9 protein-coding genes are annotated in these 14,551 nt (G+C 35.9%); all 9 read right to left on the bottom strand.

Features of this window, described 5'->3' with window-relative positions; genetic code table 11:
- Positions 1–6: 6 nt before the first annotated feature.
- Positions 7–1,671, bottom strand: coding sequence for a hypothetical protein (locus C1A40_RS13115; RefSeq protein WP_241910419.1), 1,665 nt, complete (start codon positions 1,669–1,671; stop codon positions 7–9).
- Between the two features lie 197 nt (positions 1,672–1,868).
- The gene (locus C1A40_RS13110; protein ID WP_102996283.1) at positions 1,869–3,011 is read right to left on the bottom strand and encodes a lactonase family protein; all 1,143 of its coding nucleotides are present in this window, start codon (positions 3,009–3,011) and stop codon (positions 1,869–1,871) included.
- 36 nt (positions 3,012–3,047) lie between these two features.
- The gene (locus C1A40_RS13105; RefSeq protein WP_102996282.1) at positions 3,048–5,495 is read right to left on the bottom strand and encodes an endo-acting ulvan lysase-like protein; all 2,448 of its coding nucleotides are present in this window, start codon (positions 5,493–5,495) and stop codon (positions 3,048–3,050) included.
- Positions 5,496–6,935 (bottom strand): sulfatase, encoded by a 1,440-nt coding sequence (locus tag C1A40_RS13100; protein ID WP_102996281.1) that lies wholly within the window; start codon positions 6,933–6,935, stop codon positions 5,496–5,498.
- Between the two features lie 12 nt (positions 6,936–6,947).
- Positions 6,948–8,438: a sulfatase family protein gene (locus C1A40_RS13095; RefSeq protein ID WP_102996280.1), complete on the bottom strand. Its 1,491-nt coding sequence runs from the start codon at positions 8,436–8,438 to the stop codon at positions 6,948–6,950.
- A gap of 6 nt (positions 8,439–8,444) precedes the next feature.
- Entirely contained in the window at positions 8,445–10,094 is a 1,650-nt protein-coding gene (locus tag C1A40_RS13090; protein WP_158651366.1) for a sulfatase, read from the bottom strand.
- A 58-nt stretch (positions 10,095–10,152) separates the two neighbouring features.
- Entirely contained in the window at positions 10,153–11,676 is a 1,524-nt protein-coding gene (locus tag C1A40_RS13085) for a sulfatase (RefSeq protein WP_102996278.1), read from the bottom strand.
- Positions 11,677–11,688: 12 nt separating this feature from the next.
- On the bottom strand, positions 11,689–13,023 hold the full coding sequence (locus C1A40_RS13080) for a sulfatase-like hydrolase/transferase (protein ID WP_102996277.1): 1,335 nt from the start codon (positions 13,021–13,023) through the stop codon (positions 11,689–11,691).
- A 72-nt stretch (positions 13,024–13,095) separates the two neighbouring features.
- Positions 13,096–14,550: a BNR-4 repeat-containing protein gene (locus C1A40_RS13075; protein ID WP_102996276.1), complete on the bottom strand. Its 1,455-nt coding sequence runs from the start codon at positions 14,548–14,550 to the stop codon at positions 13,096–13,098.
- Between the last annotated feature and the right edge of the window lies 1 nt (position 14,551).

Raw genomic sequence — 14,551 nt, 5'->3', positions numbered from 1 at the left:
GAGAGGTTAATTCTTTTTCAGTCGTTTATTTAGTTGATATTCGTACAAAGACGGTATGGCTTTTAAAGCCTTATTTGTTAATTCTACATGAGCATTGGGGCCATAACTAAGTTTTAAAGCATGATTGCCATGTACCCCGATAACGCGTGCATAAGGACCATCTTCCATACCATTTAAAAGTATGGCTGAAGCACCTAAGCTGTCTTCAATATGTACATTTATATTCCAAAATGTACTATAAGCACCATGCGAAGGCTTCCAATAACCTGCACCTCCTCCTGCAAATAAGGGATAACTATTGTCTGTATTTGGTGTGATATGAACTTTAATATTATCGAATAGGTTTTGATGATTTGCACCAGAATGCTGATCTAAAATAGGTTCAGTGAACACCTCGCAATTGGTGTATACACTTTTAGTTGCAAAAGTGTTAAAACTTAAAGGGTGAACGACCTTATTATAAACCTTTATGTTTTGAGCCAAGACATTGTATGTGCCTTGCATCATTACAGTGTAATGGGCTAGATGATCGCCCGTTGTAGTTACATTTTTTATCGTGACGTTAGCAATTTCTTCTGTTAATACACCACTATCGGCATTTTCAATAGTAACATCGTTTATCCAACTGTTATAAACACGAGTTAAATAAATAGCATTAAAACCTTGCTCTACGTGATGAGCTACTGGTGGGGCATATGGAAACGTTATTTTTAAGTGTTCAATACCAATATCTTCAAGGTGTTTCCAACTAACTAATTGCGCTTTATAGGTAGAAAGAATATCTATAGTAAGCGGACAATTAACAGTAACCGTTTTACCTGAAATTTTAACAATCTTAAATTGCTGTTTTACCAATGGTAACTCTGGAAAATTCCAATGATGGGATCCTACTTTAACCTTTTCATTTTTATATAATTCGGAAATAATGGCCCCGTGTTCACCATCTTTATTGAATAGTTGTAATTCGACAACATCTCCAACCTTAAGTAATTGTACATCAGAAACCTCGAAACTGAAGCTTCCTCTTTTACCATTAGAAACTTGAGCTAAAACATCAACTGGCTGATCGTATTTATCAAGGTAAGCTTTAACACGAACATCTGGTACTCGTGTCCAGATAAAACCACCAGCCCAAGCATATTGAGAGAAAGCTAAATCGATGTTATGTTCCTTTTCGCGTTGGCGCTTGTCAAATTTCACCAAATATTCACGAAGTTCTTTTAATGATTCTGAATCTTTAGAATACATGAGTGGTCTAGGAAAATATAATTCGGTTCCACCAGTTCCTGAACCAGACCCTCTTAGTATGAATTGACTACGTTCTAAATAAAGAATTTCACTTAAAATAAGCCGCCCTTTTGGAAGTTGTAAAATAACATGACCTTCCATTTTTGAAACAGACTCAATGGCTTGAAGCAATGCTTTAGAGTCGTCCAATGCATCATTTGCAACCACGCCATAATCTGAGGCTTTTATAATAGTCCCTTTCGATTTTGAGATATCTCCTTCACCATTATAATAACCTGCGAAACTAAAATCTGGCAAATAATTTAAATCATTTACAGAGTTATTCTGAAGAATCTTCGGAATGTTTTGGGCAAATACCATGGTATTACAAATGGTAATCACCATAAATATGGCAATGTAAATTTGAAGTTTACTAAAATTCATCTGGCTAATGGTACATTAAAACGATATAAATTAACTAACCATAAAATTAGCGTTTACAAGTCGGTTTTAAGTCCGAAAACAGTACCAAAATCGTTCAAAATACAAGCAAAACCCCTTTGAACTAACTAAAATTAACTCTAAAATTTTAAAAAGGCCTTTTTTTAAAAGTCCTTAACTAATTTATAACATTACTCTTTTTAATGATTATCATATGAAAACATCTGCAAACTAGATGCACCATCAACAGTTAGCTCTTGAGGTAATTTTTGAAGTTTACCAGTTTCAACATCTCTTCTAAAAATGACGATATTATTTGAAAATTGATTAGCCACCAATAAAAATTTACCGGAAGGATCTATGGCAAAATTTCGTGGATGTTCGCCATAAGTTGGCTCATGCCCAATTAGCTTTAAAGCTCCATTATTTTTATTAATCGAAAAAATAACTATACTATCTTCACTCGGACCTCGATTGGAGGCGTACAAGAATTTCCCATCTGGCGATATATGAATATCAGCAGATCTATAAATTTCCTGTTTTTTACTATACGCGTTATAATCGGCTAAAAACTTTAAATTCCCGTTCACTAATGCATATGCCGAGACTTTACCACTTAACTCATTTATACCATAACCATATTTCCCATTTTGATGAAACACAAAATGTCTTGGTCCACTACCCGGCTTTACTTTTATAGCTCCTGCTTTTTGAAGGGACATGTTTTGATTGGCATCTAAGTTTACTTTAAACTTATGTATGCAATCTGAACCTAAATCCTGTAAAAACAGATAATCATTTTTAGGCGAAAAATTTGAAGAATGAATGTGAGCTGTGTCTTGATTACCTTTTATGATACTACTTCCGGTAAACGTAAAAAATTCATCAAACTTATTAATCCCACCTGTTTCATTTACTTCAAAAAAACTTAAGCTCGGATCGGTATAATTGGACACTGCTAGAGCCTTTCCCGTTTTATCTATTTCTATATGCGCTGGATTTCTACCGCCACAATCTTGCTTATTTATCAGATTTAAAGTGCCTGCTTTGGGGTCGATTTTAAAAGCCGCTATTTTGCCATGCGTTTGCAACTGACTTTCAATTACCGAATATAAATACTTTCCGTTTGGGGAAAGTTTTAAAAACGAAGAATTAATAATACTGTCAACTTGCGAAATCAATTTTGCTTCACCTGATTTTGTATTAAAATCGAATACATGTATGCCTGTACCATGTTTCTTACTAGTAAAACTGCCTACAAACAAAAGTGTTCTATCCTGCCCCTGTATCACTTGAAAGTTGCACAGGAATATCAGGCAAATAATAAGACTTCTTTTAATCATTTTAACTGGTTATAATTCATTATCCTTTTAACACATTTAATACGCTCTAAATGCTGTGGTTGATGTCCCTGAATCTAAAGAAAATTTACCATACCTTAATGTTTTTCCTTCTCCGATATAAAGACTCACCGACTGATTTTTACCTTCCACTCTAATTATTCCAAAACGACCTTCAAACTTTACTTTCAGAGCCTTATTCTCATACACGCCATCTTTGCTGTCTAAAGAAATAATATAATCTGTAATTAATTCTCCCTTAACTTTAGATTCTACTTTAACGCCAACAACTTTATCGCCATCCATTAACGGCATAACAGCTTGAACACTTGATTTCTTTTCTGTTGAAGGTTCAAAAACGGCAATAAAAGGCTTTTCCCAAGCTTCTCCATCCTGTCTTATAGCCAATACTTGAGTTGGTTTTTCTTCGTAACCATTTCTAGCTTCTCGTGTAGGTGGCGCCAGTGCGGTTGTATAGGATCGATTCACGCCTTGCGGCACAAACATATGCATAAAACGTTGATCATAATCTATTTGAAATGTTGCACGCACCCCTTTTTGAGTTGATTTCGTTGATTTGGTGTCTTCAAAATAACGCCAACCGGGAGATTGTACCGGATCTCCAATATCTGTTTGATATCGTGTACTTGGTTTTGTAGTTAACGTTTCACCTTTTGTAGTTTTAAGCGAAATAGCATCACCTATATTGTGATAAATGTAATCTTGAAACTTATTTTCAGTTAATGATTTTGAACGAAATACATCCAAATAATACCCCGTTTTTTCACTGGTACGAATAGTGCTTAATGTGCGTTCCTGATCACAATTATTAATAGTGTCTTTTAAAAATTGTGTAGCAAAATTAAAGTGTTTACTAACAGGATCTTCCAAATGTTTGGGCTCTGCGGCAATATTAACTACCGTATTTTGCCACACATAGGCACCATCTTTCCAAGACCCTGGTTGGATACCGTGTGAAGTACCGTTAACAATTACGGTATTATTACCTGCATACAATCGAAAATAATTTTCATGCAAAGGAATTCTTCGTTCTTTAACAGTTGGTGGTAAGCCCGCATTGGGAGCCATTACATAACCTGCACCGTACAGTTCCATAGCAATTCCTGTTACATGAGAATGCACATAATGTGCGCCTCCTATTATGCCACATAAGCCATACAATTCATTATCTTTTTCAACATAGTTACGTTGTAAAGCAATACCAGCATGTTCTACAATTACAGTTGGTTTTTTAAAATCTATAGGGTTTTTAATATTTTCGGGAATAGGAGTTCCCCAAAACAATTTAAGCGGCTGATAATTATTAAAGGTTGAAACACCTATTTTTTGTCTACGTTTCTCCCTATTATAAGCTTGTCTAAGCGCAACCTCTGCTTGACCTTCTAAGTGTTTATAACCACGACGTTTTGCTAAGTTAAGTGTATATCTATACAATTGTTCGGTGCCATCATGTTCTCTTTTGGAATCGCCATATCTTACAAAACGACCATCGGGCATTCTTAAATTATCAAATAAAAAATTTCCTTTAAAGATATTTTTGTAATCTTTAGTTACATCCATCTCAGGATACACGCGATCTATAATATTAAGTACTAAACTCACAGGAGACATGAAACTATAGCTAGTAGATTCTGGCCAAACCCCTTGCTTACCAAACATTGGTAAAATAGTGTTTTTAAAAGAATTTTGATGTGCGGTTCCTTTCTCCCAAAAAACGTCGAACAAGCGCTCCCGTTCTTTATCATCTTCAATACAAAGAATACCATAAAGCACCCCTGGAGCGGTTAAAATAGGATGATTTGAAATAAATTTACCATGCGTATCCGGGCGACCATATTCCTGTAAACTACTACCAACCATATTTAAAAGGACTTTTTGAAACAGCGCTTTATCAAAAGTTTGTTGCTTACTTACAGAAGCCTTATAAACTTTGGTTTTCGGTTTATTTAAAAAATTATAAATAAAATCATATGCTAATGCAAATTGGGCGTAAGACGTACGCGGATCGTAAAAATGATTCCCGCAAATGGTAGTGTTTTCAGGGCTTCTATCTGATAAAACAGAGACGTAATGCCATAATATATCTGCCGAAAATTGAGCGTACTTTTCGTCATCAGTCAAAAAATACAACATAGCTGCATAAGAGGCATCTGTAAGTACTGCTGCATGATCTCCTACCCTTTCCGCTTCAAATTCGGTTAACGAATTATCGGCAGGTATTTCTGGAATATGGGACAATATTGCTGATGGCTTTTTTTGATGGGCTTCCACTTTTTTATCTACTACAGCATGTAAATCCTGTTCCAATTTTTTAGCCCAATCATACTTTTCAATAAGATTTAAAATATCTTGTTTTTCATCTTGGGTTACCCAGATAACAGGATGCTGCATGGATTGAGACCAACAAAAATTTGTCCCAAACAACATCATTAACACAACACTTATTCTTCTTACACTAGTTCCCATCTATTTTGTATTTTGAGTTAAAAAATCCTTCCCCCATTTTTGTCTTAATTCTACTGCTAATTGCTTCACTAGTTCTTGATAATCTGGTTTTTCAGCTAAATTATCTAATTCAAGCGGATCTGTTTTATGGTCGAACAACATGCGTTCGTAAGCCACCCCATCATCATCGGTCCATTCCGTATAAAATAAATCGTCTTTAACGAGTGTAACCCCATCTTTAAACTTACTAACCGCCCAGTTTTTAATCTGCTTTTCACCATTAATAAGCGGCAGAAAACTAAGCCCTTCAGCCGTATCTGGCACTTCTAAGCTTGTTAATTCGCATAATGTTGGATAAATATCTATAAATTCGGTGATGGCATTACTGTGTTCTCCATTCGTTTTTCCTGGTACTTTTACTACTAAAGGCGCACTAAGGGCCGTTTCAAAATTCACATGTTTACACCATAATTTGTGATCTCCTAAATTCCATCCGTGGTCCCCCCATAACACCACAATTGTATTGTCTGCTAAGCCTGTTTTTTCTAATTCGTCTAGAACCAGACCAATTTGCGCATCAACATAACTCACACAGGCATAATAGCCATGTATTAATTCTTTAGCTAAATCTTCTGGTAAATCTCCTTTTTTAGGAATATTTCCATAATTGCGTAACTCGCCGTAATTAGGAAAGGCTTTTTTAGGTGTAGATTCTGGTTGCATATAGGTTTCTGGTAACGTTATTTGTTCTCTATCATATAATTCCCAATACTTTTTTGGTGCATTAAATGGTAAATGCGGTTTCATAAAGCCCATAGCGAGAAAAAAAGGTTGCTTAGACTTTTTAAGTTGTTGCAAATCTGCTACGCCTTTTCTTGCAATTTCACCATCGAAGTAAGCTTCGTCATTTACATCTGCATTTTCAAAAGCACTAGCGCCTCCCATGGCTAAATTGGCATCAGCATTTTTTAGAATATTTTTCTCTAATTGGTAATTGCGTATATTCCCTTTTGGAAACCATATTTTATCCCAAGCCAGGCTATCATCATCGATATTATGGTATATTTTTCCGTTTGAAATGGTTGTATATCCGTTTTGTTTAAAAGTCATAGGTAAAGAAACCGCCTCTGGAGCATCTGTATCGGCTCGAGCTTTATAATCGAAAAAACGATGCCGAGTAGGTCGGGTTCCCGTTAATAAACTTGCTCTAGATGCCCCACAAACAGGAACATTACAATATGAGCGATCAAACACCAAACTCTGACTTGCTAACTTATCTAAGTTAGGTGATTTTATATGAGAAGCACCATAAAAATTAAGTTCTGGACGTAAATCATCTACAGCAATAAACAAAACATTCATTGGTTTTTGCTCTTGAGTAACGGTTGTTTTTTGTTGTTCTTCTTTACAGGCAGATACCGTTAAAACTAAACCCAGCGTGTATATAAATAATCTTTTCATAGTATGTATTTTTTACCAATGTTCAATTACGATATAATCGTCTTTTGTAAGGGTGTTTTTTCTAGCCTCTGGAATTTTTCGTCGTGGTGTGTCTTGGTCTAACTTAAACCCCCTGTTTCCTTTTGGCGTGATAATCGGTATGCCAATCATATTTTCACTTAAAATATCTCCTTGATCTTTCATCCAGTTAAACATGTCGTTGGTTAACTTTTTTTTAATCGATTTATAGTCTGGATGACTCGCTAAATTATGCTGTTCGAAAGGATCGTTTTGTAGATCATATAACTCTTCAAAAGGTTCATTTTTATAAGCCTTTGCGCCTCTTTTTATAAAATAATCTACATGGGGTTTTCCTGTTAAGTTTTGCTCAACAACTTCTATTGAATTAAAGTTTCTAATGTATTTATAGCGCTTATCGCGAATCATACGGGACGGAAATATTTCAGAATTTAATATATTCTGATTGGTTCTAACCCCGTACACATAGTTGTTTACCTCAACATCCTTACCTTGTAATAATGGTAAAAAACTATTTCCATCCACATCTTCAGGAGACTTACCGCCTGCTATTTCCATAAACGTTGGCAACACATCGGTATAGTGAATCAATTGGTTGGTTGTAGTACCTGGCTTAATGACTTTTGGCCAACGGGCTACAAAAGGTACTTTTAACCCAATGTCTTTTACGGTAAATTTCCCTGAAACCCCATGGTCTGCACTATAAATAAAAAGGGTGTTATCTGTTAAATAAGTATCTACCAATTTTAAAACTTCTTCAAGTTGTCTATTATCTTCTTCAATACTTCTATAATACCCTGCTTTTGTTTTTATAAAAGCCTTATCCGTTTTTTTATTTTCATTGAAGGGATAAAATTTGATATCCTCGGCTTTTGGATTTTCAACATCAAAATACTTACTATGCGGGTATTTTGATGTAATGAACATACAAAACGGTTTTTTAGCATTTTTTAAATAAGCCGCCATACTATCTAAGGGAATATAATCTCTAGGCACGCCTTGTTTAGGCACAGGCTCCCATTCCCTATCCCATTGATACACACTTTCTGGTTTTACATGACTTTTTCCTGCCAATACAACCTCGTAACCTAATTTTTTCATGTGAGCGGTTACGCTTTCTATATCGGGTTTCGTTGCTGTATGATTAGCAAAACAGCCATTCTTTAACGGATATTTCCCCGTAAAAAGCTGTGATCTACTTGGGGCGCAAATAGCCTGTGCTGTAAACGCATTATTAAATATGATACCTTCATTTGCTAGAGCATCTACAGCGGGTGTATGAACTTTTTCATTACCATAACATCCGTAATCATACACGTCTTGATCGTCGGCGAGATAGAAAATAATATTGGGGTTCTTGTTTATTGTTGATAGCTTCTCGATCTTAGTGCCTGATACTTCTTGTGCTTTTTTATTTCCTGAACAATTTAAATGTATTAAAGCAATACACCCAAAAATAATAACACCTATTTTTTTGCTAAACATGATCTACTATTTTTTATATTTTTTAACGTCATCTTTTTTAGGGTATGGTACTTTTTCGCCGTTTTTCGCCCATGTTCCCGTAGGGGCATTATTTTTTATCAGCCATGCTCGTAGTTTATTATTCATTTTTAAAGCTAAATCCAGTGTTTGTTGACTTGGATTTTCTGCCAAAAGATTGGTCGTTTCTCCCAGATCCTTAGTTAGGTTATATAGCTCGAAAGACTCATCTTCATAGCGATAGAATAATTTATAATGCTGATTATCGGAATGTCTATAATGAATAACCGATTGCGGCATGTTACGCACATCCATATAGCCAGGGAAATGCCAAAACAATTCATTTTTATCATCACGCACTTGAAATTCTTCTCGTAAAACCGACGCTATCGATTTACCATCCATTTCTTGTACTTTAGTATTTGGCAATTTAGCCCCTGCAATTTCCGCTAGTGTCGGATAAAAATCAATGGTGTGAACTTCTTGAGTCGTATTCACCGAATTAGGCGTAATAACACCAGGATATTTAAAAATTAAGGGCACACGAACACCTCCTTCATAATAGGTGCCTTTTCTTAAACGTAATGGTGAATTATCGGTAGGCCCCATAAAACCACCATTATCCGAATAGAAAATAACCATAGTATTTTCAGTGATGCCATCTGCTTTGTTTCCATCTCCATTAGGATCTTTTAGCGCATTTAAAATACGACCTACGGTCTGGTCGAGAAGCTCTACAAAAGCAGCATAATTAGCTTGGGTGTGGCGCGGATCTTGAGACTTCTTCGCTTTATATTTCGCTTCCAGGTCAAGACGTGGAAGTATGCTAACATGAACAGCATGAAATGGAATATAAGCAAAAAACGGGCGGTCGACTTTAGATCTATCTTTTATATAATCGACAACGGCATCCCCTAATGCATCGGTAAGGTGTTTTGGTGTTCCTTCCAAAAGCCAAGGATTATTTCCGTTTTTTATAGGTTCTAAAACCTTTTGGATATAAGTAGCATCGTAAGGCTGTGCATAGGGTTTTAAATTATCGATTTCAAACATCCAACCTTTGATATCATCGTTTTGCGCAAAAAACTCATTTTTCACTTTTACGCCATTTACGGTAGCACTAGTTTCTTTATGTAAAGCCACATTATAATCTACACCCATATAGCTTTCCGCTTGCTTTCCTAGCTTGATAGCATGAAACTTCCCAAACCAAGCCGTATGGTAGCCCGCTGTTTTTAAGGTTTCGAACATAGAAACACAGTCTTCCTGTAAATAATTATTTTGATTATGTGGCGTGATGGGTGTCACAACACCTTTTGAAGCTCTTTTGAGACTTCCCACATTATACACGCCATTTTGAGCCCCTGTAGCATATTGGCCGCTAAGCAGTGCTGCTCGAGTAGGTTGACAGTTTTGCTGCGTATAGGCATAGGCAAAAGACTTCCCTTGCTGAGCTAATCGGTCTATATTCGGACTTTCGTAATACTTAGACCCATGTCCTAAACTGGTGTTAGGCGAACTTAAATCTGTCCAACCTAAATCGTCGGCCATAATAAAAATGATATTGGGTTTTTGGTTTGCGTCTTTTTTGGTCTGAGAGCAAGCTAAAAAAGGGCTTATTAGCAAACCAAATATTATGATTTTTGAAAGTTTCTTCATTTCTGATTTCATTTAAATTTCATACACACAGCTTCTAAGAAATAATTTTATTGCTATGTCATCTTTCTGCGCCAAAAACTTTAATGGCCTTAACAGCATCTACATTTCCACGTGCTTTTTGTTCTACAAAATAAGGTTGAAAAGTATAGTTGGACTCCGCATCCCATCTCGCATTTGTTTTCGGCAACAAGGCTTTTAAAGCTTCTATTTTACTTTTGAATTTAAGATTATCGGCTTCATTAAACCATTCATTCGGATCTGAAGCATGGTCGTAAAATTCTTCCGTCCCATCTTCATATTGAATGTATCGGTAACCATCAACTTTAACGGCATGGTTGTTCTTCCCATAGGTAGTGATGGCATAGTCGTCTTTTAAACCTTTATTCATTTGCATCATGCCCACCAAACTCTTAGCTTCATTTCTTGCATATGCTTGCAAGCCACTTAACTCTAAAAGTGTTGGATAAATCGATAACATTTCTACTGGGGTATCTATCTTTTTCCCTTTTGGTAAATTTGGCCCAGCAAAAAACAATGGTGCTTTTGTAGCGGTTTCCCATAAAGCATGTTTTGCAAAAGTTCCTTTTTCACCTAAACGGTATCCATGATCGGACCATAAAACTATGATGGTATTTTTTGCATATGGGCTACTTTCTAAGGCATCTAAAACACGCCCCAATTCGTAATCCACAAAACTGACACAAGCCAAATACGCTTGTATTATTTTTTTCCATTCCCCGCTATTTATAGCCCATTCTGTTGAAGGCATCATAGGTAAATCGTTAATTTTTAGTCCTACGAGGGGAATATCATTTAAGTCATCTGATTGATATGGTGGCGTTTGAATATTCTCAAGCGGATACAAATCGAACCATTTTTGAGGCACATATAATGGCACATGTGGTCTTTGAAACCCCAAGGCCAAAAAGAAAGGCTGTTTGTAATTTTTATTGAAGCGTTCTAAAACCCAATTCACCGCTTGATGGTCTGGCATTAGCGTATCGCTTTCGGGAAATGCGCCCCAATCTGTATTGGTTCTGCCATACTTCCCTTTTCTTGATTTAGAAGTTCCAAAACCATCCCAAACAAATCGTTTTTCAGGAAATGGGCCAAAACCTTTTACACGACCACCTGCTTCATCAAACATACCATCAGGTGCATAATTATGAAACAGTTTGCCTATTCCCATGGTATGGTAACCGTTCTTCTTAAAATATTCAGGAAGGAAAATAATATCTTTAGTAGCCTCATTACCATCTCTACGGATTTTATTATCGGGTGTCATGCCATAAATCCCGGTTGTTGAAGGTCGCAAACCCGTCATTATAGCCGCTCTTGAAGGTCCGCATAAAGGCGCTGGACAATGGGCATCTGTAAAAGTAACGCCCATAGCCGCTAACCTATCAAAATTTGGTGTTTTAATATTAGAAAAATTAGCAATAGGGCTAATCATATTGTTTAAATCGTCTATGGCAATAAACAATACATTTGGCTTAGAACCGCCTTCATCTAACACCATCTTATTTTCATTTTTACATGATAAAACAAGTAGTACCAATACTATGAGAAGGGTGTTTTTCATAATTCTATTTAATTACTCCGTTCTAAACACTTTGATTTTTTCTTTCAAATCTTTAACAATATCAGGATTTGCTTCTGCAATATTATTTTTCTCAAATGGGTCTTCTTCTATATTAAATAATTGCACTACCTCATCTTTCTTTCTTATGGGGTCTGGAACTATAATTTTATATGGTGGAAAAATGGCCATATTATAAAACATGCTATTTTCTATAGTATCAAAATCATGTGCGTACACTTCGCCAAAAATACCTTTACGGTTTTTTAAAGCCTTTTCATCTAAAACACTAACTCCTGGTAAATTTTTAGGTTTGTCTATACCTAGAATATCTAAAACGGTGGGTACCATATCTATACTACTTGTAATTGTTTCATTATCCATTTTAGGTGTTATTTTCCCTTTCCACTTATACATAATTGGTGTTCTAATCCCTAAATCGTAAGGTGCTCTTTTTGATGTTTCCACATAAGTATTTTTATTGGGTTCTTGTACCCAACCATTGTCACATACGTAAACAAATAAAGTATTTTCCATTTGCCCCTTTTCTTCAATCATATCAAATAACTGTCCGCAAGTTTCATCAAACCACTCACACATGGCCCAATATTTAGCTACGTATTCTGAATCGGTTTTCTTTAAATACTTATCCAATAAGCGTTGTGGAGGTGTATGCGGTTGATGTGGTAAAAATGGCGCATACCATAAAAAGAATGGTTTTTTCTCTTTAGCTGCTAAATTTAAACAGCTATTAATCGTGTCTAAACCTTTACGTCCTATTTGCAAACCAAAATCGCCATGACGACCACCATTATTGGGATTACCATGGGTCATACCATAATCAAAACCGCCAATTTTGTGGTTGCCATGCCACCATTTACCAGTTTGAAATGACAAATAACCTTTATCTTTTAGCAAGTCCGGAAGAGTTGTTTGCTTTTCAAAAGCAGAAATTACAGGTTTGTACGCTTCAGCTCTGTTCTTTTTTCTATTTCCAGAACGATCATACACCTTATCATTGCCTAAAACACCATGATCTTTAGGGTATAAACCTGTAATAATAGTCGCCAAGGATGGTGAACATAGAGGTGTTGGAACATAACTTTTTTGAAAAGTTAAACTCTCAGCCGCAAACTGATCTAAGCGTGGTGTTTCTATATTTTCATCACCCATAAAACCATAATCTGTCCAAGATTGGTCGTCGGACAAAATAAAGACAATATTAGGTTGTTGCTGTTCTGGCTCAGGTTCTGCAGGGGTATTCTGTTTTTTTTCACCAGACTTATTAGCACAAGAGTAGTATAAACCGAGTATTAGGACTACAAAACATATTTTTTTTAATCGACACATTATAATTAATTTATTAGTATTTATCAATTTTACACTTAAACTCAAATCTATAAAGAAGTTAAACCAATTCTATCATGGCTTACCCTGCTGTATATTATTGTTTAAAAAAGGAAAAAATACTTTCGCGTCATTTTTAAGACGCTTTATTGGCCCCTGCTCTCCTAAAACATACATTTTCCTGAAATCTGTACCTTTTTTTCTTTCAGCTACAATTATTTGGGCATCGGGATGTGCATTTTCAATAAGTGCCGAAATGGCAAAACTTGCTTTGGGTTTTCTTAAAAAAGTTTTAGATTTTGTGAAGGTTTCCCCGGCATTGTTGCTATCCCACCTGGATATTTCTCCAAAGCCCTGATTATCTTTTTCATCTAAATACATCTGAACATCTTGGTTATTCAATACTTTGATATCGCCGTTACCAATTGGTAAACCTGAATTTTCAGAATGTCTCCAACTGGTACCATCCCATCGATAATGATGCATGTGCTTAGGCACACTCTTGTTACCTTGCTCATTTTCGGCTCCAATGGTCATTCCAATATGTGGGTTTCCGTTAGTATCTAAATCTACAACACCTTGAAAAGTCCAATTACCAGGTGTGGTTGTAACCCTCATTTTTTCATCGGCTACTTCTCTTGTAATTGGAATTTCAACAGATTCACCATTGATATTTTTCCACTTACCTGTAACTGTATTAAAGATTGTATAATACACGTTATAGCGTTTTGCAATATGACCTAGCTCAGTACCCGTTTTGTTTGCATCACTACACAAATGATAATCAAAAACCACAATTAATTCATCGCCATTACCACGAGTTATCCAAGGATACCAAGAGTCTACAGCTGCCATATCGGTTCTACGTTTATGTTTTAAAAAGGAAACAGGATCGCTAAATGTACGACCGTTATCTGTGGATTTTTGATACACCCAATTACTACGATGAGCACCATGGCGATAAAACAAATAGATATCGCCATTGTCCATTTTTATAAATTGGTTGTAGGTACCAAAAGGCGAAATATTTTCTAATTCATCCCAACTAGAAATGTCTAATGGTTTTTTAGAAACCACATGTTTGTTTTTTCCATAATGATGATTTCCAAGCTTGTTTTCTCCAATTTCTTTCGTTCCACCATGACCGCCAAACATTATATGAATATAACCGTCATTATCAATAATCATGGATGGTTTGCCATGGTTGTCAATTTTCTTCTTGCGATTAGGGTCTTTCCCCATGGCACTTATTCCCGCTTTATAAGGGCCTTTCCACTCCTTTGTCTTATGGTTATACGAAGCTATATAAGGATCTTCAAGCGGTCCTTGATAGCACACATAAGTGACACCTTTATAATAAATTCCTGCAGGGTGTTGTACCACCGCAACGGCATTTCCAAATCCGTTGTCGGCGAAATAATCTACCGTCTGTACTTCCGAATCAATACTTTTTAAGTCCTTTTTATTGGACTTACAGCCAAATATGATTAAACAAAGGAAAATCTTGAATAAGCATTGCTTTTTTGTCATT

The organism is Tamlana carrageenivorans, assembly GCF_002893765.1.
Lineage (GTDB): Bacteria > Bacteroidota > Bacteroidia > Flavobacteriales > Flavobacteriaceae > Pseudotamlana > Pseudotamlana carrageenivorans.
The sequence above is the reverse complement of the archived record's forward strand: the minus strand, read 5'-3'. Positions and strand labels throughout refer to the sequence as shown.

What these genes read in the sequence shown, in the direction of transcription:
- C1A40_RS13085 (WP_102996278.1), bottom strand. Translation starts at nt 11,676, where the DNA reads ATGAAAAACACCCTTCTCATAGTATTGGTACTACTTGTTTTATCATGT.
- C1A40_RS13105 (WP_102996282.1), bottom strand. Translation starts at nt 5,495, where the DNA reads ATGGGAACTAGTGTAAGAAGAATAAGTGTTGTGTTAATGATGTTGTTT.
- C1A40_RS13080 (WP_102996277.1), bottom strand. Translation starts at nt 13,023, where the DNA reads ATGTGTCGATTAAAAAAAATATGTTTTGTAGTCCTAATACTCGGTTTA.
- C1A40_RS13095 (WP_102996280.1), bottom strand. Translation starts at nt 8,438, where the DNA reads ATGTTTAGCAAAAAAATAGGTGTTATTATTTTTGGGTGTATTGCTTTA.
- C1A40_RS13110 (WP_102996283.1), bottom strand. Translation starts at nt 3,011, where the DNA reads ATGATTAAAAGAAGTCTTATTATTTGCCTGATATTCCTGTGCAACTTT.
- C1A40_RS13090 (WP_158651366.1), bottom strand. Translation starts at nt 10,094, where the DNA reads ATGAAGAAACTTTCAAAAATCATAATATTTGGTTTGCTAATAAGCCCT.
- C1A40_RS13075 (WP_102996276.1), bottom strand. Translation starts at nt 14,550, where the DNA reads ATGACAAAAAAGCAATGCTTATTCAAGATTTTCCTTTGTTTAATCATA.
- C1A40_RS13100 (WP_102996281.1), bottom strand. Translation starts at nt 6,935, where the DNA reads ATGAAAAGATTATTTATATACACGCTGGGTTTAGTTTTAACGGTATCT.
- C1A40_RS13115 (WP_241910419.1), bottom strand. Translation starts at nt 1,671, where the DNA reads ATGAATTTTAGTAAACTTCAAATTTACATTGCCATATTTATGGTGATT.